Below are 21,051 nucleotides of genomic sequence, written 5' to 3'. Positions count from 1 at the left end.
CCGCCCGCACCCGCGTTCCGGTGGCGCGTTCACCCTTTCCGGTTCACCACACCTGGAAGAGGACGGCGACGGCGATCGACTCGGCCTCGTCGTAGGGGATTCCGAAGCGCATCAGGGCGAGCATGACCGGCTGCGCCGCCCAGATGTCCAGCGTGTCGAGGTAGTTGGCGAGCCGGTGGGCGTAGCGGCGCACCATGGCGGTCTCGCGCGGGGTGAGCCGGCCGAGCACCTTGGCGAGGAGGTCGCCGCCATGGCGCAGTGCGGTGACCATCAGCCGCTGGCGGACGCGCTGTGCCTCGGCGGCGGTGAGTCCACCGGCGAAGAGCGCTTCCTTCGCGGCCTCCAGTTCCCGGGTGTCGCCCGCGCTGAGCCGGACCCGGCCGGCCAGGTCGTCGATGTCGGATGTGGTGATGAGCGTTTCCCCCGTGCTGATCATGCGCCCCTCCTCGGGTGATGGTGCGGTGCCGGGCCCGGCTCGCCGGGCCCAGGATGACGATCGCCCGCCCCGCGTCCCAGGCGCATGAGTCATCCGTCCCGGCTCCGCCCGGCGCGCCGTCCGGTGCCCCGCCGTAGCGATTTGACGCTCCGTCAGCTACGGTCCGGTGGCCCGCTCCCGCCCGCCCCGCGACGAAGGGGGACCCTCCGCCATGGCCGTCACGGTCGTACGCCTGAACCTCGTCGATCCCGCCGCCACTCCCCGATCGCTGGCCGAGCGGTACCGCGCCGCCGTCGACATGGCCGCCTACGCCGACGAACGGGGCATCTCCACCGTCCAGACCGAGGAGCACCACGGCGCAGCGAACAACTGGCTGCCCGCGCCGCTGGCCTTCGCAGGCGCGGTGCTCGGCGCCACCCGCCGGATCACGGTGACCGTCTCCGCCCTGATCACGCCGCTGTACGAGCCGCTGCGGCTGGCCGAGGACATCGCGGTGCTCGACCTGGTGAGCGGCGGCCGCCTGGTCACGGTGGCCGGGATCGGCTACCGGCCCGAGGAGTACGCGGCGCTCGGCAGGGACTGGCAGGGGCGCGGCGCGCTCCAGGACGAGGCGCTGGAGACCCTGCTCGCGGCATGGACGGGCGAGCCGTTCGCGTACCGGGGCCGTACGGTGCGGGTCACCCCGCGCCCGTACACCCGGCCGCATCCGCTGCTGCTGGTCGGCGGCAGCTCGAAGGCCGCCGCCCGCCGCGCGGCCCGGCTGGGCCTGCCGTTCTTCCCGAGCGCTCATCTGCCGGAGCTGGAGGGGTACTACCACGCGCGGCGGCTGGAGTACGGCACCGAGGGCTGGTGCCTGATGCCCGCCGCGGTCACCCCGCTGCTGCACATCGCCGAGGACCCGGACCGGGCCTGGGCGCTGTACGGGGCGCATCTGCTGCACGAGGCGCGCACGTACGCGTCCTGGCAGTCGGGCGCGATGCGCTCGGCGGTCCGCTCGCACGCCGCGGACGCCGACGCGCTGCGCCGCGAGGGCGTCTACCGGATCGTCACGCCGGAGGAGTGCGTGGCGTACGCGCACCAGGGCGGCGAGCAGGCGAGCCTGGTGCTGCATCCGCTGTGCGGCGGGATGCCGGTCGAGGAGGGCTGGCGGTGCCTGCGGCTGTTCGCGGAACGAGTGCTGCCCCGCCTCAAGGAGTGAGGCGGGGCAGTTCTCTTGGAGTGAGGAGCGGGCGGCGGGGGGGGTTAGCCCATCTCCTCCAACGCCTTGCCCTTGGTCTCCGGCACCCACTTGAGGATGAACGGGATCGAGAGCACGGCGAAGGCCGTGTACAAGACGTAGGTCACCGACAGGTTCCACTCCGACAGGCTCGGGAAGCTCGCGGTGATGGCCCAGTTGGCGATCCACTGGGCGGAGGCGGCGACGCCCAGGCCCGCGGCGCGGATCTTGTTCGGGAACATCTCGCCGAGCAGCACCCAGACCACCACGCCCCAGGAGAGCGCGAAGAAGAGCACGAAGGCGTGGGCCGCGATCAGTGCCGCGACGCCCTGGGTGTGCGGAAGCTTGCCGTCCACCAGATCCGCGGAGAACGCCCAGGCCACCAGGGCGAGCGAGATCGCCATGCCGATCGAGCCGATGAGGGCGAGCGGCTTACGGCCGATCCTGTCGACGAAGATCATCGCGATCACGGTGCCGAGGATGTTGATGATCGACGTGGTGAAGGAGTAGAAGAACGAGCTGCTCGGGTCGACGCCGACGGACTGCCACAGCGTCGAGGAGTAGTAGAACGCCACGTTGATGCCGACGAGCTGCTGGAAGACCGAGAGCCCGACACCGATCCAGACGACCGGCAGCAGCCCGAACCGGCCGCCGAGCAGGTCCTTGAAGGTGGACTTGTGCTCGCTGCGCATCGCCTGCTCGATCTCGTCCGCCCGGACGTCGAGGTCGACGGTCTTGCCCTCGACCTCCCGCAGGACCTCCTTGGCGCGGTCGATCCGGCCCACCGAGATCAGGAAGCGGGGGGACTCGGGGATGGCGAAGGAGAGCAGCCCGTACACGACGGCCGGGATGACCATCACGCCGAGCATCCACTGCCAGGCTTCCAGACCGGCGATCTTGCCGCGCTGGTCGCCGTCGGCGAGGTTGAGGATGCCCCAGTTGACGAGCTGGGAGACGGCGATGCCGATGACGATCGCGGCCTGCTGGAAGGAGGCGAGCCGGCCGCGGTACGCGGGCGGGGCGACCTCGGCGATGTAGGCCGGGCCGATCACGGACGCCATGCCGATGCCGATGCCGCCGAGCACCCGCCACATGGCCAGGTCCCACAGGGCGAAGGGGAGCGCCGAGCCGACCGCGCTGACGGTGAACAGCACGGCGGCGATCTGCATGACGCGGATCCGGCCGATCCGGTCGGCTATCCGGCCCGCGGTGGCCGCGCCGATCGCCGAACCGATCAGCGCGATGGCGACGACCTGGGCGAGGGCCGCGGACCCGATGTCGTACCGGCCGCGGATGGCCTCGACCGCTCCGTTGATCACCGAGCTGTCGTAGCCGAAGAGAAAGCCGCCCATCGCGGCGGCAGCGGTGATGAAGATGACATGGCCGAGATGGTCCGGCTTGGCCTTGCGGCCTTCGGACCCCTGTGCCTGCACGGTGGTGGACAACGTGAACTCCTGTGGCCCGTCCGGCAACGCTGCCGGACGTGGGGGGCAGACCCTTCCGGTGGAGGCGGAGCCGTGGGGGTCGGCCACCACTTAAAGGTAAAAGCGACGTTGCAGAGACTATTCCTTCAAGTTTCGAAGTCAATAGGGGGAGACCAAGAAGTTACGCCGCACCCTTTGCACCATTGACTTCAAGTATTGAAGCGGTCACCGCAGGCGTTGACTAATGACTTTCGACACCCCGTCGCCCTGCATCGAGACGCCGTACAGCGCGTCCGCGACCTCCATCGTCCGCTTCTGGTGAGTGATCACGATCAGCTGGGACGACTCCTGCAGCTCCTCCATGATCCGGATCAGCCGCTGCAGATTGGTATCGTCCAGCGCCGCCTCGACCTCGTCCATCACATAGAACGGACTCGGCCGCGCCTTGAAGATCGACACCAGCAGCGCCACGGCCGTCAGCGAGCGCTCCCCACCGGACAGCAGGGACAGCCGCTTGACCTTCTTGCCCGGCGGCCGGGCCTCCACGTCCACGCCCGTGGTCAGCATGTTGTCCGGGTCGGTGAGCACCAACCGCCCCTCGCCGCCCGGGAAGAGCCGCGAGAAGACCCCCTCGAACTCGCGCGCGGTGTCCCGGTACGCCTCCGTGAACACCTGCTCGACCCGCTCGTCGACCTCCTTGACCACCTGGAGGAGGTCCGCCCGCGTCTTCTTCAGGTCCTCCAGCTGCTCGCTCAGGAACTGATGCCGCTCCTCCAGCGCCGCGAACTCCTCCAGCGCCAGCGGGTTGACCTTGCCGAGCTGCTGGTACGCCCGCTCGGCGGCCCTCAGCCGCTTCTCCTGCTGCGCCCGGACGTACCGCACCGGCCGGTTGCGCGGGTGCTCGGGGTCCTCGGGAAGCTCCTCGCCCTCGGCGGGCGGGGACGGCGGTACGAGCTGGTCGGGGCCGTACTCGGCGATCAGCCCGGCCGGTTCCACGCCCAGCTCCTCCAGCGCCTTCGACTCCAGCTGCTCGATCCGCATCCGCTTCTCGGCACCCAGCACCTCGCCCCGGTGCACCGAATCGGTCAGCTTGTCCAGCTCGCCCTTGAGGTCACGGCCCCGGTTGCGCGCGGTCTCCAGCTCGCGTTCGCGCGTCGCCTTGGCCTGCTCGGCCGCGTCCCGCTCCTCTGCCGCCCGTACGAGCGACACCTCCACGTGGGCGAGCAGCTGCCGGGTACCGGCCGCCACCGCCGACGCCACCTGCGCCTCGTGGCGCAGCCGCGCGCGGCGCTGTTCAGCGCGCGCCCGCGCCTCGCGCTCGGCGCGCGCGCCCCGGTCGAGCGCGTCGGCCCGCCCCGCGAGCCCCTTCACGCGCTCCTCATGCGTACGGGCCTGGAGCCGCGCCTCCATCTCGGTCTGCCGGGCGTTGGCGCCGTCCGCGGCGAGCCGGTCCCGTACGGAGGTGTCCGGCTCCTCCTCCCCCGGCTGCTCCTCGGCCACCGCCAGCCGCTCGGCCAGCTCCTCGGCCTCCTCGGTCGCCTTCTCCAACGCCTCCTCGGCCCGGGCGGCGGCCGCGGCCGACCGCTCCGCCTCCCCCGCCGCGCCCCGCGCCTGCCCCGACAGCCGCCCGAGGGACTGCGCGACCTGCGACTTCTCCCGGTCGGCCGCGCTGCGCCGGGCCGCCAGCTCGTCCACCAGCGCCACGCACTCGGTACGCCGCTCCCCCGCCGCACGCTGCGCCCCGGCCAGCTCCTCGCACCGTACGGCCAGCTCCTCCAGCTCCGCCGCCGCCTCGTCGACCGACGCCTGCACCTCCAGCAGGCTGGGCGCCCCGGCCGAGCCGCCCTGCGCGAAGTGCGCCCCGAGCAGATCGCCGTCGGCGGTCACCGCGGTCACCTCGGGGTGAGCCCGGACGAGCTCCTCGGCCTCCTCCAGCGTGCGGACCGCCACCATGCCGTCGAGCAGCCGCCGCACGGCCCCCACCAGCCCGGCGGGCCCGTCCACCAACTCCCCCACCCGCGGCGGCCCCCCGGCGGCGCCGGTCCCGGCGGGCTGCGGCACCCGCACGGGCACCTCCCGCCGATCCGTTTCCTCGGCAGCAACCACGCCCCCGGTCTCCGGGCCGTGTCCGCCACGCGGCACGGCGGGGTGAGCCGACGGCCCGTTCCCGTCGGCGGTCACGGCCGTGGCCTCCTGTGCGGCCGAAAAGCCCGGGGCCGCACCGTCGGGCGCCACCCGGTTCCGAACCCCCGCGTCCGCGGAACGCGCGTCCGGCAGCAGGCCCCCCGCGTCCGCGGGAATGCCGGGTGCCTCACCGGCAGCGGACGCCACTGCGCGAGCGGCGTCAGGAGGCGGGGCGCCATCCGCTGCGGAAGGCGTCCGCGTGCCCCGCACCGCGCCGCCCGAGGGCGGGCCTGCCGGGCCGTCCGTTGTACCGGCGGCACCGGCTGCCCCTGCCGCGCCAGAGCCGCCGGTAGCCGCCCCAGGGACGGGCAGCGGGCCCCGTTCCTCGCCGCCGTCCCCTTCCGGATCCGCCGCGTGTGCCCGGTCCCCCTCGGCCGTGGGGACGCCGCTGACCTGATCGACAGCAGGCTCCCGCGTGCCCGGCACCACCGCATCAGCGCCGCCCGACTCCCCGTGGGCGCCACCCCGTCCCGTACCGGAGTGCGGCCCCGGGTCCGCAGGAACCCCGGTGGCCACGTCGGCGGCGGGCGCCCGCGTGTCCGGGACCCCGTGGGCGGCCCGTCCCGTGCCCGGCGCCGGATGGACCTGGTCGGCGGCGGGCGCCCGGGTGCCGGGGACGGCCGCGCCGTGTCCCGGCCGCTCGCCGGAATCGGCGGGCGCCGGGCCGTCGAGGGTCCGGCTGGGGAGAAGCGTGGCGCGGCCCGCGTCTTCGGTACGGAGGAGGCGGATCGCCTCGGCGGCGGCCGTGGGGTCGGTGACGGCGATCGCGTCGGCGGCCGCGCCCAGGGCCGCGGCGACCGGGACCTCGAAGCCGGGGCTGACGGTCAGCAGTTCGGCGGCCGGGCCGAGCAGGCCGGTGAGGCGGTCGGCCGCGGCCATCAGCGCGCCCGTACCGTCCTTGCGGCGCAGGCCGAGCGCCAGCGCGTCGTGCCGGGCGGCGGTCGCTGCGCGGTCCCGTTCGGCGGCGGTGGCGGCCTCGCGAGCCGCGCTCAGCGCCGTCTCCGCCTCGGACAGCTCCCGCTTGGCGGCCTCATGGTGTTCCGCCAACTCCGCGTCGTCCGCGTCCAGTCCGTCGACCTCGGCCTTGAGCTGTTCGTACTCCTCCTGCGCGGCCGTGGCCCGGGACCGGGCCTCGTCGCGGGCGGCGGCCAGCCGTTCGATCTCGGCGCGGGCCGAAGCGGCGCGGCCGCGGGCGGCGTTGACCTGGCCCTGTAGCCGGGCGAGCCCTTCGCGGCGGTCGGCGATGGCGCGGGCCACGTCCTTCAGCCGACGCTCCTCCTCTGCCAGGCTCCGTTCGAGGTCCGCGCGGTGCGCGACCGTGTCGTCGAGGGCGCGGCTGGCCGCCTCCAAGGCGGCCTCCAGCTCGGCTTCCTGTTCCCGGACGCGGGCGGCCTCGCGCTCCATGTCCTCCGGGTCCCGGCCGCGCCGCTCCTCGGCGGGGGCGGTGGTGGCGCTCTTGACCCGGGCGTCGGCCAGGCTGACCGTGCCGCGCACCCGCTCGGCGAGCTGGGACAGCTCGTACCAGGTCTGCTGGGCGTCGCGCAGCCGCGGTGCCAGCTGCCGCACCTGCTCCTCCTTGGCGGCCTCGCGCTGCTGCGCGGTGCGCAGCTCGGCCTCCGTGGCCTCCTTGCGCTTCTTCAGCTCGGCCTCGTCGGCGACCTCGGCGCTCAGCGCCTCGCGCAGGGTGACCAGGTCGTCGGCGAGCAGCCGCAGCCGGGCGTCGCGCAGATCGGCCTGGATGACGGCGGCCCGGCGGGCGACCGCGGCCTGCCGGCCGAGGGGTTTGAGCTGCCGACGCAGCTCATCGGTGAGGTCCTGGACCCGGGCCAGGTTGGCCTGCATCGCGTCCAGCTTCCGCAGCGCCTTCTCCTTGCGTCTGCGGTGCTTGAGGACGCCCGCGGCCTCCTCGATGAAGGCCCGGCGGCCGGTCGGGTCGGCGTGCAGGACGCCGTCGAGCTGGCCCTGACCGACGATGACGTGCATCTCGCGGCCGATGCCGGAGTCGGACAGCAGTTCCTGGATGTCCAGCAGACGGCAGGTGTCGCCGTTGAGCTGGTACTCGCTGCCGCCGTTGCGGAACATGATCCGCGTGATGGTGACTTCGGCGTAGTCGATGGGCAGCGCGCCGTCGGCGTTGTCGATGGTCAGCGAGACCTCGGCGCGGCCGAGCGGAGGACGGCCGGTGGTCCCGGCGAAGATGACGTCCTCCATCTTGCCGCCGCGCAGCGACTTGGCACCCTGTTCGCCCATGACCCAGGACAGTGCGTCCACGACATTGGACTTGCCCGAACCGTTGGGGCCGACGACGCAGGTGATACCCGGCTCGAAGCGGAGCGTCGTGGCAGAGGCGAAGGACTTGAAGCCTCGCAAGGTCAGGCTCTTCAGGTGCACGCCGTTGGACTCTACCTTCCGGGCCTGCTCCGGCAGCGTCCCGAGCGCGTGGCGCCACGGACCGGCCCCGGGTTTTTCCCGCTTTCCTCAATGATCGGTTTCACCGGGGAAGGGGTGGGGCACATCAGTCGGTAAGGGAAAGCCGAAGGTACACGGGGGGAACGACGAAGGGACGCCGAGGCGTCCCTTGAAGATTCTCAAGCGGCTGACGGTTCAGCCCGACCGGCCCGAGGGCTGGGTCAGGCGAGCGCAGGCTCCGCCTGGGGTACGTCGATGCTGTCGAGCAGCGAGTCGCCGTGACGAGCGGCGGCGGACAGCGAGTCGTTCTCGGCCTGAATCCGAACCAGCTCGGATTCAAGATCCTGAACGCGCTGCTGAAGCCGTCGCATCTCGGCGAGGACTCGGGGGTCGGAGCCGCCGACGTAACCGAGAAGCGCCTTTGCCATGATGGATGGTCCTCCACAATGAGTGACCGACCGAAGCGGTGGTGGGTCGTGAGGGATTCGCACCCGCGATGTCCGCCGATATTGCCGTGCTGAGGTGGCGGACAAGTTAAGGTGCGCGGGGACTTCCAGAGTCTCACCAATTGGTTTGAGGGTCAACACGATCACATGCCACCGACACCGCGAGGGGCGAGAGTACCAAGGGGCAGCGGCCGCGCCGCCCGCTCTCCAGAGGACCCGTTGCGGTTGGGGATCTTCCTACGCTCCGCAGCCTTCCACGGAGCGGCGCCATTCGCAACCATCAGCCGATTTCTGCTCACAGCGCGCACGGAAGCCGTGGTCAGAAGGGTGCCCGAAGAGGGCCGAACGGGGGTCCCGCGGGGGCTCGCTCAGCGGATCTCGAAGCTGTCGTAACCGCCCCGCGGTGTGTCCCAGATCTCGGTGACACCGTCGACCCGCCCGGGCGTGTCGCCCTCCCGCAACCAGTCGAGCAGCTGTTCGCACCCCGTACGCGGGCCCTCCGCGACGACCTGTACGCGGCCGTCGGCGAGGTTGGAGGCGAAGCCCGCGAGGTCTCCGATGCGCAGCGCGTTGGCCCGGGTGAACCATCGGAAGCCGACGCCCTGGACGCGGCCGCGGACCCACGCGGTGAGGCGCACGTTGTCGTTCATGTGTGCACGCTAACCGGCTAATTGGCGCCTCGGCACATCCACCTCCTGCCGCATGGCGTACAGTCCCGGCTCAACGAGACTCACTCACACGAGTGACACATGAGTTGCCCACACAAGCCACACATTTGACTCCCTCGCACATAAGGAAGGCAGGAGATGGGCCGCCATCGACGATCTGCCCCCGGAACCGCGACGCCGCCCGAGGTGGGCGCCGGACGCCACCGGGGACCGCGCCGTAGCCCTCTCGCACCGGTGAGGACCGGGCTGTTGAGTGTGTCCGCCGCCGTCGCGGTCGGCGCCGTGGCCATGGCCTCCGGCTTATTGCCGGGCCCCGCGGGCCTCGGCGGCAGTGAGCCCGCCGGGCAGGTGCAGGCCGGTGGCTCGCCCGGCACCGGCCCCGACACCCAGGACCCGGGCACCGGCTTCCCGTCGAGCGGCGCCGGGACCTCGGCGAACCCCGGCGGAAGCAGCCCGCAGGCCCCGTCCACGACCCCCTCCGCTACGCCGTCCACACCCGCCGGAACGCCGTCCACGACGCCGTCCGAGCGCCCGTCCGGCAGCAAGCCCGGCGGCTCCTCCTCCGACGGTGGCGGCTCGGGCTCGTCCACTCCGTCCCGCACCCCCACGACCGACCCGGTGCCCAGCCTTCCGCCGGAGAAGCCCGACCGGGCGGCGGCGGCCGAGAAGGCCGTCATCGCACTGGTGAACCAGGAGCGGGCCTCGGCCGGCTGCCAGCCGGTGACCGAGGACCGGAAACTCGCCCAGCTGGCGCAGGACTTCAGCGACGACATGGCGATACGCGACTTCTTCGACCACACCAGCCCGGACGGCGCGGACCCCTGGGACCGCGCCAAGCTCGCGGGCATCCTGGACCTGGGCGGGGAGAACATCGGCCGCGGCCAGTCCACCGCGCAGGACGTGATGGACTCGTGGATGGACAGCCCCGACCATCGCGCGAACATCCTCAACTGCCAGTACAAGACACTCGGCGTCGGCGCGCACTTCGGCGACGACGGCCCCTGGTGGACCCAGGACTTCGGCTACTAGCCACAGAGAGCGCTCACCGGACGACAGCGCGATCCGGAAGAGAGCGCTGCGCGTATGGTGTGTGCATGGAATGTGAACGCACCGCCGCGAGCCACCCGGCGGAGGACACCGCCGGGGACCTGGCCTTCGACGTGTTCGCGCGCGCCTGTCCGTCCCGCGCCACGCTGGAGCACATCACCGGCAAGTGGGGCGGCCTCACCCTGACCGCGCTGTACGAGAGCGGCTGCCGCTTCAACGAGCTGCGGCGGCGGGTCGACGGGGTCAGCGAGAAGATGCTGTCCCAGACGCTGCACGCGCTGGAGCGGGACGGGCTGGTGCACCGCGAGGCCCAGCCGGTCAATCCGCCGCGCGTGGACTACCGGCTCACCCCGCTGGGGCATGCGGTCGCCGAGCGGCTGCTCGCGCTGATCGGCCTGGTCGAGGAGCGGATGCCGGAGGTGCTGGCGGCCCGGGAGGCTTACGAGCGGCGGAGCGCCGAGGCCCCGGCGGGGCGCGGCGGGCGCTGACAGCGCGGGCAGAAGTAGCTGGAGCGGTTCATCCAGGGGCGACGGCGCATGGCGGTGCCGCAGCGGCGGCACGGCTCGTCCTCCCGGCCGTACGCGTCGAGGGAGCGCTCGAAGTAGCCCGACTCGCCGTTCACGTTGACGTAGAGGCTGTCGAAGCTGGTGCCGCCCACCGCCAGTGCCGCGCTCATGACATCCCGCACATGGCCGAGGAGTTCGATGGAGTGCGGCCGGGTGAGGGTGGCGGTCGGCCGGTCGTAGTGCAGCCGGGCGCGCCACAGCGCCTCGTCGGCGTAGATGTTGCCGACGCCGCTGATCAGCGACTGGTCCAGCAGGGCGCGCTTGACGGTGGTACGGCGGCGGCGCAGCGCGAGGTGGAAGGCCGCCTCGTCGAAGGCGGGGTCCAGCGGGTCGCGGGCGATGTGCGCGATGGCGTCCGGCAGCCCCTCCGGATCGTCGGGGACGGAGCCGTGCAGCGAGAGCCCGCCGAAAGTGCGCTGGTCGACGAAGCGCAGCTCGGTGCCCACCTCGTCGGCGAACCGGACCCGGATGCGCAGATGCTTCTCGTCCGGGGCGTCGCCGGGCTGGACGAGCAGCTGGCCGCTCATGCCGAGGTGGGCCAGCACCGCTTCGGCGGTGTCCTCGAACGGCAGCCACAGATACTTGCCGCGGCGGCGGACCGCCCCGGTGCGGCGGCCCTTCAGACGGGCCGCGAAGTCCTCCGCGCCGCCCAGATGGCGGCGGACCGCGCGGGGGTGCAGCACCTGGACCTCGTCGACCGTACGGCCGCTGATCCAGCGCTCCAGACCACGCCGGACCACCTCGACCTCGGGCAGCTCGGGCAACGTGACTCCTGAAGGAGGGATCACCGGCACTCCGGCCCCGGTCGGTGACCGGGGCCGGGGCGGCGTCTAACGGGTGGTAGTGGCCGAGTCCGCGGCCGGGACGCTCGTGGCCTCGGCGCCTTCGGCGGCGGCCGCTTCGGCCTCCGCCTCGGCTTCCGCCGCTGCCTCCGCCTCGGCCTCGGCAGCCGCTTCGGCCTCCGCCTCGGCCTTCGTCTGGGCCTCGTCGGCGGCCGCGCGGATCGCGCGCCAGGCGGCCTCGGCCGCCTGCTGCTCGGCTTCCTTCTTGCTGCGGCCGGTGCCGGTGCCGTACGCGACACCACCGACGCGGGCAGCAGCCGTGAAGGTCTTCTCGTGGTCGGGCCCGGTCTCGGAGACCAGGTACTCCGGAACGCCAAGACCCTCGGTGGCGGTCAGCTCCTGGAGACTGGTCTTCCAGTCCAGGCCGGCGCCGAGGTTCGAGGACTTCTCGATCAACGGGTCGAAGAGCCGGTGCACCAGTTCGGCGGCGGCGTCGAGTCCCCGGTCGAGATAGACAGCGCCGATCACCGCTTCCAGGGTGTCGGCGAGAATGGATGCCTTGTCCCTGCCCCCGGTGCCCTCTTCGCCCCGGCCGAGCCGGATGAAGGCGCCGAGATCCAGACCCCGGCCCACCTCGGCGAGCGCGCGAGAGTTGACCACCGCGGCCCGCAGCTTGGCCAGCTGGCCTTCGGGCAGATCCGGGTGGATGCGGTACAGCGTGTCGGTGACCACCAGGCCGAGCACGGAATCCCCGAGGAATTCCAGCCGCTCGTTGGTGGGCAGCCCGCCGTTCTCGTACGCGAAGGAGCGATGGGTCAGTGCACGCACCAGAAGGGCGGACTCGAGTTGATACCCGAGCCGCCCTTCCAGGATCGTGTGGGACGAGGCCTTGTCCGCCTGTGCCGTATCGCCGCCGCGCTGATGACCTCCGCGAGGTTCACCCGCGCGCTTGCGGGACGGCGTGCTGGCGTCCGACATAGAGCCTGTCACCCGCCGATCAGACCTCGAGGACCTGGCGGCGGTTGTAGGTGCCGCAGCTCGGGCACGCGATGTGCTGCTGCTTCGGCTCGTGGCAGCGCTCGCACGCCACCAGGGTGGGGACCGCAGCCTTCCACTGCGACCGGCGGTGGCGCGTGTTGCTGCGCGACATCTTCCGCTTCGGAACAGCCACGGCTACTTCTCCTGTGGGTCATCCCCGCGCTGGCGGGGGGCGTTGTCCTTCTCGCCGTCCTGAATGGACCCGGCGAGTCCCTGCAATGCCGCCCAACGGATGTCGACGGCTTCGTGGTGGTGGTCCGGGTCGTCCACGAGCCGCGCACCACAATCGGCACACAGCCCCGGGCAGTCCTCCCGGCACACCGGCTGCAGCGGCAGTGAGAGCACCACCGCGTCGCGCAGCACGGGCTCGAGGTCGAACAGGTCGGCCTCGAGGAAGAGAGTGTCCTCCTCCTCGGCGTCGTCGCCGGTGTCCGCGTCGCGGCTCCGGTCGTCGGCGTCGGGGTAGGAGTACATCTCCTGGAAGTCCACTTCGAGCTCTCGCTCCAGCGGCTCCAGACACCTTACGCACTCCCCCTTGAGCGGTGCACGGGCGGTGCCTGTGACAAGCACCCCTTCCATGACCGACTCCAGACGGAGCTCCAGCTCCACGGTCGCGCCCTCCGGCACCCCGACGACCTCGATACCGAGGTCCTTGGGGGCCGCCACGGAGCGGGAGAGCCTCTTCAGCGCACCAGGACGCCGCCCCAGCTCGCGTGTGTCGAACACGAGGGGGGCACGGTGGTCGAGGCGGGCGTTCAGGGCTTCCTGCTTTCTACGCTGCGGCGGGCCGCCCGGCATGGACTTGAAGCGGGCAGCCGAGATCGCGGACGTACTCGCGACCGAAGAGCCAGGATACTGGACGGGCCGCTCCAGGCCCAATCGGGCTAGCGCCCCTGCTCGTACTGGCGCAGCTGATCGAGGTCGATCATGCTCGTGTCGAACAGGCTGGTCTCGTCGAGCGCCGCCCCCGGCTGCTGCGGGGGGTACGGGGGCTGCTGCGGGACCTGCTGCTGGGCGTAGCCGTTCGGGTCGTACGCGTTCGGGTCGTAGCCCTGGGGCTGCTGCTGCCAGCCGTAGGCGTCCTGCTGCGGATATCCGGCCTGCTGGGCGTACGGGTCCTGCTGCTGGACGTAACCCTGCTGCTGATAGCCGTACGCGTCCTGCTGGGGGTAGCCCGCGGTGGCGGCGTAGTACCCGGCGTCGGCCGCCGCGGGGTCCATCGCGGCGGGCTCGACGGCGCCGGGCTGCACGGCCGCGGGCTGGATGGCGGCGGGCTGGACGACGGGCGGCTGCACGGGCGCGGGCTGTACGGCGCCGCCCTGGGCCTGGGCCAGCTCCGCGTAGTAGTCGTCGTCGCTGGTCCGCAGGGCCTGGGCGGTCGCGTCCTGGGCGGCCATATGCGCGCCCAGCTCATCGGCCGGACGGGAGCCGAGCAGCTTCTGCCTGCCCCGGCCGACCGCCTCCAGGGTCTTGCCGAGGACTGCGGAGACGGCCCCCAGCTTGGTGTCCACGTATTCGTCGGCGCGCTGCCGCAGGGTGTGCGGGTCGGCGCTGCGCTCCGGCTCGTCGTCCATGCCGTCGCCGCCGGGCGCACGGCCGAGCAGCTTGTCGCGGCCGCGGTCCACCGAACCGATGGTCTTGGTCAGCACGACCTCGAAGTTGGCGAGCTTGCTGTCGACGTAGTCATCGGCCTCGGCGCGGATCTCCTCGGCCTCCCGGCGGGCCTCCCCCAGGATCCGGTCGGCCTCCTCCTGGGACGTGCGGGCCACCTCGGTCCCCGAGATCAGCTGGGCGCGCTCGGCGTGCGCGGACTCGATGATCCGCGTCGCCTCCTGGCGGGCGTCGTCCACCATCCGGTCCCGCCCGCCGATCAGCTCCTCGGCATGGGCGAGGGAGTCGGGGAGCGCGGCGCGCACCTCTTCGAGCATGGCGAGCAGGTCGGCGCGGTTGACCACGCACGAGGCCGACATGGGCATGGCCCGGGCGCTGCCGACGGCGCTCACGATCTCGTCGAGCTTCTTCTGCACGTCCACCTTGGGTGCTCGCAGTCTGAGTCGAAAGGGATGAGACGGGACCGACTGTACGGCCAGCGGGCGCCTGCCCGACACCCGCTGACGCGCCGTCAGTCCCGGCCCGCGGTCAGCCCGCGGTCACTTCCGCCGGAGCCGGTCGCCCAGTGCTTCCAGGACGAGCGGCGGCACCAGATGGGAGATGTCGCCGCCCCAGGCCGCGACCTCCTTGACCAGGCTGGAGGAGAGGAAGCTGTAGGTGGGGTTGGTGGGCACGAAGAGGGTTTCCACCCCCGACAGGCCGTTGTTCATCTGGGCCATCTGCAACTCGTAGTCGAAGTCGCTGACGGCCCGCAGCCCCTTGACGATGGCGGGGATGTCGCGCTGCTTGCAGAAGTCCACGAGCAGGCCGTGGAAGGACTCCACCTCCACGTTGCCGTACTCGGCGGTGGTCTGGCGGAGCAGATCCATCCGCTCCTCCACCGTGAACAGCCCTTGCTTGGACTTGTTGATCATCACGGCGACGTGGACGACGTCGTACAGCTTGGAGGCTCGGCCGATGATGTCCAGGTGCCCATTGGTGACGGGGTCGAAGGACCCCGGACAGACTGCGCGGCGCAACGGAAGTTCCTCGCTCTCGGGTCCGGTCATGACGCGTTGTCGCACGTCGAGGCGGCGCGACCGTACCAAAGGGTGCCCTCGCCGTAGCGACGGGACCGTAGCCCCTCGAAACCGGCCGGCCACCCGAACTCCCCGCCTCTGGTGCTGCGCTCCACGGTGGCCAGCGCATCGGGTGCGAGCCAGCCTTTGCCACGGAGTGTGAGCAGGATCTCGCGCAGATCGTCGTCGCCGACCACATAGGGCGGATCCAGAAAAACGACGTCGTACGGGCCGGTGGCCGGAGGCTGTCCGTCAATGGTCGCTTCGGCCTTCGCGGTCCGCAGCTCCACGCCGGGCAGCCCCAGCGCCCGGACGTTCTCCCGGATGGTGCGGGCGGCGCGCGGATCCGACTCGACCAGCAGCACATGGGCCGCGCCCCGGGACAGCGCCTCCAGGCCGACCGCGCCCGAGCCGCCGTACAGATCGAGGACCCGGGCCCCGCTCAGCGAGCCGAGCAGCGACTCCCAGGTGGAGAACAGGCCCTCGCGCGCCCGGTCCGAGGTGGGTCGGGTGCCGTTTCCCGGCGGCACGGCCAGGCGGCGTCCGCCTGCCGCTCCGGCGATCACGCGGGTCATGGGTGAGGCAGTCCTTCACGGTGGTCGTCGCGGTGGTCTTCGCGGTGATCGTCTCGGTGGTCGGAGCAGCGGCCTGCTCGGTACGCCGGGCCGCTGCCCCTCCACGATATGGCGTCCGGCGCCGCGCGGGACCCCGCCGGGCGCCGGGGGCTCATCCCTTGTCGAGGAATTCCTCCCGCTCCTTGTCCAGCAGGGCGTCCAGCGCGGTGCGCAGCTCCGGGTAGCCGGTCAGCTCGGGGTCGGCCGTGACGATCGCGGTGGCCTCCTCCCGGGCGGCGGCGATGACCTCCTCGTCGTCGATGACGGCGAGCACCCGCAGCGAGGAACGGACGCCGGACTGGGCCTGGCCGAGGACATCGCCCTCCCGGCGCTGCTCCAGGTCGATCCGGGACAGCTCGAAGCCGTCGAGCGTGGCCGCGACCGCGCCGAGCCGCCCCCGGGCGGGGCTCGCCTCGGGCATCTCGGTCACCAGCAGGCACAGCCCCGGGGCCGAGCCACGTCCGACCCGGCCGCGCAGCTGGTGCAGCTGGGAGACGCCGAACCGGTCGGCATCCATGATCACCATGGCGGTGGCGTTGGGGACGTTGACGCCCACCTCGATGACGGTCGTGGCGACCAGCACGTCCACCCCGCCCGCGGCGAAGCGGCGCATCACCTCGTCCTTGGCCTCCGGCGCCATCCGGCCGTGCAGCACCTCCACCCGCAGGTCGCGCAGCGGGCCCGCGGCGAGCTGGTCGGCGACGTCGAGGACCGCGAGCGGCGGGCGCTTCTCCGCCTCGTCCTCGGCCGTCTTCTCCTTCGCCGCCTTCGCCTCGTCCTCGTCGTCCCCGATGCGCGGGCACACCACATACGCCTGGTGTCCGCCCGCCACCTCCTCCCGCACCCGCTCCCAGGTCCGGGCCAGGAAGTGCGGCTTGTCCTTGGCGGGCACCACATGGGAGGCGATCGGGGAACGGCCGGCCGGCAGCTGGTCCAGTACGGACGTCTCCAGGTCGCCGAAGACGGTCATCGCGACGGTCCGCGGAATCGGGGTGGCCGTCATCACCAGCAGATGCGGGGGCTGCTTGCCCTTGGAACGCAGGGCGTCGCGCTGCTCGACACCGAAGCGGTGCTGCTCGTCGACGACCACCAGGCCCAGATCGTGGAACTGGACCTTGTCCTCGATGAGGGCATGGGTGCCGATCACGATCCCGGCCTCGCCGGTGACCAGGTCCAGCAGCGCCTGGCGGCGCGCCGCGGCGCCCATGGAGCCGGTGAGCAGCACGACCTTGGTGCCCTGCTCGGCGCCGCCCAGCATGCCGCCCTCGGCCAGCTCCCCCATCATCTCGGTGACCGACCGGTGGTGCTGCTGGGCGAGGACCTCGGTCGGCGCGAGCATCGCCGCCTGTCCCCCGGCGTCGACGACCCCGAGCATGGCGCGCAGCGCGACCATCGTCTTCCCGGAGCCCACTTCGCCCTGGAGCAGCCGGTGCATGGGGTGGTCGGTGGCCAGCTCGGCGAAGATCTCGGCGCTGACCCGCTGCTGGCCGTCGGTGAGGGTGAACGGCAGCCGGGCGTCGAAGGCGTCCAGCAGACCGCCCTTCACCGGCCTGCGGGGTGCGGCGGGTGCCGTCGCGTCGGCCTGGCGGCGCCGGGCCAGGGCGACCTGGAGGACGAACGCCTCGTCCCACTTGAGCCGGTCGCGCGCCCCGGCGATGTCGGCCTTGGTGCGCGGGCGGTGGATCCGGCGCAGCGCCTCGGGCAGCGTGTCCAGACCGCGGCCCTCGCGGAGGCTCTCGGGCAGCGGATCGATCAGCCCGGCCAGCACGGTGTCCTCCTGGCCCGGCGGGCCCAGGACGGTGTCGACCGCCTGCTGGATCTGCCAGGACTCCATCTGCTTGCAGGCCGGGTAGAGCGGCAGCAGCTGGTTGGCGAACGCCTCCACGGCGTCCGAGCCGCTGTCCGGGCGCAGCAGCTTGAACTCGGGGTGGGCCAGCTGCCGCTTGTGGTTGAAGACCGAGACCTTCCCGGCGAACATGGCGCGGCTGCCGGGCAGCAGCTCCGATCGCGGCTTGTGGACGCCCTTGCCGAAGAAGACGAGCTGGAGGCGGCCGCTGCCGTCGGTGATGGTGACCTCCAGCCGCTGGCCCCGGCCGCTGTTGAACTTGTGCACCCGGGCGTCCGCGACCTGCGCGACGACGGTCACATGCTCGTCCAGCGGCAGATCGGCCAGGCGTGTCAGCTCGCCGCGCTCCGCGTACCGCCGCGGGTAGTGGTGCAGCAGGTCGCCGACCGTCTGCAGGCCGAGGTGCTCGGCCATCACCTTCGCGGTGTTGCCGCCGAGGACCTTCTTCAGGGGTTCATCCAGCACGGGCACGCAGTCCATTGCACACCACGCCACCGACAAGCGGGGCCATTCACGGGGTCGTGCCCAAGATCATGCCCGGGATCATTCGACGCCTATGATCAGCGGCGCGGAGGGCTGGTCGCCCCGGTAGACGACCGTGTCGACGGCGAAGTGGCCCTCCCGTACGTGCCGCTCCAGCCGCTCGGCGATGTCGTCCGGGAGGTCCGCGCCGAGCACCAGCGTGACCATCTCCCCGCCCGCGGCCAGCATCCGGTCCAGAACCGTCTCGGCGGTCGGGGCCAGCTCGGTGCCGATCACCGCCACGTCGCCGTCGATCAGGCCCAGGACGTCCCCGGCCTGGCAGACCCCGGCCATGGTCCAGGACCGGTGCTCGGCGATCGCCAGTTCGGCGCAGCGGGTGGCGCCCGCGGCGGAGGTCATCGCGACGACGTCCTCGTCGAAGCTGCGGGCGGGCTCGTGCACGGCGAGCGCGGCGATGCCCTGGACCGGGGAGCGGGTGGGGATGACGGCGACCCGTACGCCCTCGGCGCGGGCCTGCGCGGCGGCGGCCGCGGCCGGGTGGCGCAGCTCGGCGTCGTTGGGCAGCAGCACCACCTCGCGCGCGTGGGCCCGCCGGATCGCCTCGGCCAGCTCGCTGCCGCCGGGCGGCTTCCCCGGCCCGGTGGCGACCACGGTGGCACCGGCCTCGGTGCACAGCGCGGCGAGCCCGTCGCCGGGGACGACGGCGACCACGGCGCGGGTCGCGCGCTCGCCGGACGGCTCGTCCGGCCGCCGCTCGGGGCGGCCCGGCTCCGGGACGGCGGCCGGACGGCGCTCCGCGGGCGCGCCGAAGTGGGTGATGCGGATGCGGTACGGGCGTCCGGCCTCGACGCCCGCCTCGACCGCGGCGCCCGCGTCGTCCACGTGGACGTGGACGTTCCACAGTCCGTCGCCGCCGACGATCACGAGCGAGTCGCCGAGTGCGTCCAGCCGCTCGCGCAGGCCGGCGACGGCGCCGGCGACGGCCTCCAGGAGGTAGATCACCTCGTACGCGGGCCCGTCGGCGGAACAGTCCACCGGCCCGGCCCCGGTCTCCCCGGGGAAGGCGGGGGCAGGGGTGGGAGCGGGGAGGGCGGGGGCGGCGGGCGGCGCCGCCGGGGGTTCGCCGGACAGGGCCTCGGCGAGCCCGCCCAACACCGTGACCAGGCCGTAGCCGCCCGCGTCGACGACGCCCGCGCGGGCCAGGACGTCGAGCTGCCCGGGGGTCGCCTGGAGCGCGGCGCGCGCCGCCTCGTACGCCGCCCGGGCCACCGCGCCGACATCCCCGGTGGCCCGCTCCGCGCCCTCGGCCGCCGCCACGGCCACGGTCAGCACGGTGCCCTCCACGGGATGCGCGACGGCGAGGTACGCCAGGTCGACGGCGCGCCGCAGGGCCCGCCGCAGCCCGGCCGCCTCGGCTCCGCCGTCCCCGTCCCTGCCGCCGTCCCCATCGTTCTTGCCGTCCTTGCCGTCCTCGTCGACGCCTTCGGCCAGGACGTCCGCCATGCCGCGCAGCAGCTGGGCCAGGATGGTGCCGGAGTTGCCGCGCGCGCCGATCAGGGCGCCATGGGCCATGGCGCGCGCCACGTCGGCGAGGCCGGGCCCGGCGGCACCGGCCGAGGCGGGGTGGCCGTCGAAGGCGGCGTCGACGGCCTGGGCGGCGGACTCGACGGTCAGATAGAGATTGGTGCCGGTGTCACCGTCCGCGACCGGATAGACATTGATCGCGTCGATGTCCTCGCGGGCCCGGCCCAGCGCGTCCAGCGCGAGCCCGCACCAGATCCGTACCGCATCGGCGTCGAGCGTGTGCGGCACGTACGTTCTCCTCGGGACGGGGGTCCGGCTGGGCGTCATCGCAGGCTAGTCGCCGCCCTCCGCGGGGGCTGGGGCAGCCATGATAGTTTCGTTGTACGGGAGTGGCCGTTGTATGCTGCTCCGGTTGCCCGATGAGAGTCGGGCTATTCCCCCTGGCGCCGCCGGTCATCCTCGATCCTGGCTACGCCGGGGTTCCCGTTAAGTTTCTGTCTCCTCGCGGGAAGCGAGGCTGACCCGTCTTTGGAGTAACCCGTGGCTGCCAACTGCGACGTCTGCGGCAAGGGGCCGGGCTTCGGCAACAACATCTCGCACTCGCACCGCCGCACCCGCCGTCGTTGGAACCCCAACATCCAGACGGTGCGCGCTGTGGTCGGTCGGACCCCGAAGCGGCTCAATGTCTGCACCTCGTGCATCAAGGCCGGCAAGGTCTCGCGCTAGGCGCACGCCTTCCCCGCGCAAGCGGGATTGCCGGTTGCCGAGGCCGGTCCACACATGACAGTGGACCGGCCTTTACGCATGCCCCGAAACGCCAGGACCGGCTATGCGGCGGGGCCACGCCGGGACCGGCTACGTAGCGGGCCGGGCGGACAGCCAGCCGTGGTCGACCGGGCCGATGCCCGCGCCCAGGGGGAAGCCCGCGGCGATCGCGCCCGTGACGTACTCCTTGGCCGCCCCCACGGCCTCCGGGACGGCCATGCCGCCCGCGAGGTAGGTGGCGATCGCCGAGGCGAGGGTGCAGCCGGTGCCATGGGTGTGGCGGTTGTCGTAGCGCGGCGCCCGCAGCCAGTGCTCCTCGGTGCCGTCGGTGAGCAGGTCCACCGCGTCGCCCGGCAGATGGCCGCCCTTGATCAGCGCCCACCGCGGGCCGAAGTCCAGCACCGCGCGCGCCGCCCGCCGCAGGTCGCCCTCCGAACCGGCCCGGATGCCGGTCAGCTGGGCGACCTCGTCCAGGTTGGGGGTGGCGACGGTGGCGGTGGGCAGCAGCTTGGTGCGGACCGCGTCCAGCGCCTCGGCGGCCAGCAGCGAATCGCCGTGCTTGGAGACCCCGACCGGGTCGACGACCACCGGGGCGGGCAGCCCCGCGAGCAGCCCGGCGACGGTCTCGACCAGCTCGGGGGTCGCCAGCATGCCCGTCTTGACCGCCTGGACGCCGATGTCGTCCACCACACTGCGGAACTGGGCGCGGACGGCCTCCGCGGGCAGCTCCCAGGCGCCCTGGACGCCCTGGGAGTTCTGCGCCGTCACCGCGGTGAGCACGCTCATCCCGTGCGCGCCCAGGGCCAGCATCGTCTTCAGGTCGGCCTGGATGCCCGCACCGCCGCCGGAGTCCGATCCGGCGACGGTGAGGACGCGGACGGGCGCCCGGCGGTCACGAGGGACGCGGGGAACACGGGTGGCATCGTTCGACATG

At 72.7% G+C, this 21,051-nt stretch carries 18 protein-coding genes and 1 pseudogene; 4 read left to right on the top strand and 15 right to left on the bottom strand.

Going from position 1 to position 21,051, the window contains the following annotated elements; all coding sequences use genetic code 11:
• Positions 1-43 precede the first annotated feature (43 nt).
• Positions 44-436: a hypothetical protein gene (locus tag ACZ59A_RS13605; protein WP_470957539.1), complete on the bottom strand. Its 393-nt coding sequence runs from the start codon at positions 434-436 to the stop codon at positions 44-46.
• Positions 437-647: 211 nt separating this feature from the next.
• Here ACZ59A_RS13605 and ACZ59A_RS13600 point away from each other — a divergent pair, with 211 nt between their 5' ends.
• Positions 648-1,634, top strand: coding sequence for an LLM class flavin-dependent oxidoreductase (locus ACZ59A_RS13600; protein WP_470957536.1), 987 nt, complete (start codon positions 648-650; stop codon positions 1,632-1,634).
• A gap of 44 nt (positions 1,635-1,678) precedes the next feature.
• Here the strand turns inward: ACZ59A_RS13600 and ACZ59A_RS13595 are convergent, their stop codons facing one another.
• From ACZ59A_RS13595 to ACZ59A_RS13580, 4 genes are all read right to left on the bottom strand, one after another.
• The gene (locus ACZ59A_RS13595; RefSeq protein ID WP_470957534.1) at positions 1,679-3,097 is read right to left on the bottom strand and encodes a sugar porter family MFS transporter; all 1,419 of its coding nucleotides are present in this window, start codon (positions 3,095-3,097) and stop codon (positions 1,679-1,681) included.
• A gap of 204 nt (positions 3,098-3,301) precedes the next feature.
• Entirely contained in the window at positions 3,302-7,651 is a 4,350-nt protein-coding gene (locus ACZ59A_RS13590) for an AAA family ATPase (RefSeq protein WP_470957530.1), read from the bottom strand.
• 239 nt (positions 7,652-7,890) lie between these two features.
• Positions 7,891-8,097 (bottom strand): hypothetical protein, encoded by a 207-nt coding sequence (locus ACZ59A_RS13585; protein ID WP_358621148.1) that lies wholly within the window; start codon positions 8,095-8,097, stop codon positions 7,891-7,893.
• 386 nt (positions 8,098-8,483) lie between these two features.
• The gene (locus ACZ59A_RS13580; protein WP_468042281.1) at positions 8,484-8,765 is read right to left on the bottom strand and encodes an acylphosphatase; all 282 of its coding nucleotides are present in this window, start codon (positions 8,763-8,765) and stop codon (positions 8,484-8,486) included.
• A 156-nt stretch (positions 8,766-8,921) separates the two neighbouring features.
• Here ACZ59A_RS13580 and ACZ59A_RS13575 point away from each other — a divergent pair, with 156 nt between their 5' ends.
• Complete coding sequence (locus ACZ59A_RS13575; RefSeq protein ID WP_470957527.1) at positions 8,922-9,812, top strand: CAP domain-containing protein; 891 nt, start codon at positions 8,922-8,924, stop codon at positions 9,810-9,812.
• A 65-nt stretch (positions 9,813-9,877) separates the two neighbouring features.
• The gene (locus tag ACZ59A_RS13570) at positions 9,878-10,318 is read left to right on the top strand and encodes a winged helix-turn-helix transcriptional regulator (protein WP_470957524.1); all 441 of its coding nucleotides are present in this window, start codon (positions 9,878-9,880) and stop codon (positions 10,316-10,318) included.
• Here the strand turns inward: ACZ59A_RS13570 and mutM are convergent.
• From mutM to ACZ59A_RS13525, 9 genes are all read right to left on the bottom strand, one after another.
• Positions 10,270-11,160 (bottom strand): bifunctional DNA-formamidopyrimidine glycosylase/DNA-(apurinic or apyrimidinic site) lyase, encoded by an 891-nt coding sequence (gene mutM / locus ACZ59A_RS13565; RefSeq protein WP_470957521.1) that lies wholly within the window; start codon positions 11,158-11,160, stop codon positions 10,270-10,272. The two genes, ACZ59A_RS13570 and mutM, sit on opposite strands and share 49 nt — an antisense overlap.
• Before the next feature lie 66 nt (positions 11,161-11,226).
• Positions 11,227-12,156, bottom strand: coding sequence for a ribonuclease III (rnc, locus tag ACZ59A_RS13560; RefSeq protein ID WP_470957518.1), 930 nt, complete (start codon positions 12,154-12,156; stop codon positions 11,227-11,229).
• A gap of 19 nt (positions 12,157-12,175) precedes the next feature.
• Positions 12,176-12,349 carry a 50S ribosomal protein L32 gene (gene rpmF, locus ACZ59A_RS13555; protein ID WP_009714764.1) on the bottom strand — a complete coding sequence of 58 codons (174 nt, stop codon included), beginning with the start codon at positions 12,347-12,349 and terminating at the stop codon, positions 12,176-12,178.
• A 2-nt stretch (positions 12,350-12,351) separates the two neighbouring features.
• Positions 12,352-13,014, bottom strand: a complete 663-nt coding sequence (locus ACZ59A_RS13550; RefSeq protein ID WP_470957515.1) for a YceD family protein — start codon at positions 13,012-13,014, stop codon at positions 12,352-12,354.
• An 86-nt stretch (positions 13,015-13,100) separates the two neighbouring features.
• Positions 13,101-14,249 (bottom strand): cell division initiation protein, encoded by a 1,149-nt coding sequence (locus ACZ59A_RS13545; RefSeq protein ID WP_468042271.1) that lies wholly within the window; start codon positions 14,247-14,249, stop codon positions 13,101-13,103.
• A gap of 117 nt (positions 14,250-14,366) precedes the next feature.
• Positions 14,367-14,876: a pantetheine-phosphate adenylyltransferase gene (gene coaD, locus ACZ59A_RS13540; protein ID WP_470957512.1), complete on the bottom strand. Its 510-nt coding sequence runs from the start codon at positions 14,874-14,876 to the stop codon at positions 14,367-14,369.
• Entirely contained in the window at positions 14,873-15,460 is a 588-nt protein-coding gene (gene rsmD, locus ACZ59A_RS13535; protein WP_468042267.1) for a 16S rRNA (guanine(966)-N(2))-methyltransferase RsmD, read from the bottom strand. The genes coaD and rsmD overlap by 4 nt, the downstream gene beginning before the upstream one ends.
• A gap of 151 nt (positions 15,461-15,611) precedes the next feature.
• Positions 15,612-17,825 carry an ATP-dependent DNA helicase RecG gene (gene recG, locus ACZ59A_RS13530; protein ID WP_470957509.1) on the bottom strand — a complete coding sequence of 738 codons (2,214 nt, stop codon included), beginning with the start codon at positions 17,823-17,825 and terminating at the stop codon, positions 15,612-15,614.
• Positions 17,826-17,888: 63 nt separating this feature from the next.
• On the bottom strand, positions 17,889-19,640 hold the full coding sequence (locus tag ACZ59A_RS13525) for a DAK2 domain-containing protein (RefSeq protein ID WP_470957507.1): 1,752 nt from the start codon (positions 19,638-19,640) through the stop codon (positions 17,889-17,891).
• A 252-nt stretch (positions 19,641-19,892) separates the two neighbouring features.
• Between ACZ59A_RS13525 and rpmB the strand changes: the two are divergent.
• Positions 19,893-20,003, top strand: a pseudogene (rpmB, locus tag ACZ59A_RS13520) (50S ribosomal protein L28); the annotation flags it as partial.
• Between the two features lie 204 nt (positions 20,004-20,207).
• Here rpmB and thiD read toward each other — a convergent pair.
• On the bottom strand, positions 20,208-21,050 hold the full coding sequence (gene thiD, locus ACZ59A_RS13515) for a bifunctional hydroxymethylpyrimidine kinase/phosphomethylpyrimidine kinase (protein WP_470957927.1): 843 nt from the start codon (positions 21,048-21,050) through the stop codon (positions 20,208-20,210).
• Position 21,051: the final 1 nt, after the last annotated feature.

It is taken from the genome of Streptomyces sp. NPDC040405 (assembly GCF_055595765.1).
The sequence above is the reverse complement of the archived record's forward strand: the minus strand, read 5'-3'. Positions and strand labels throughout refer to the sequence as shown.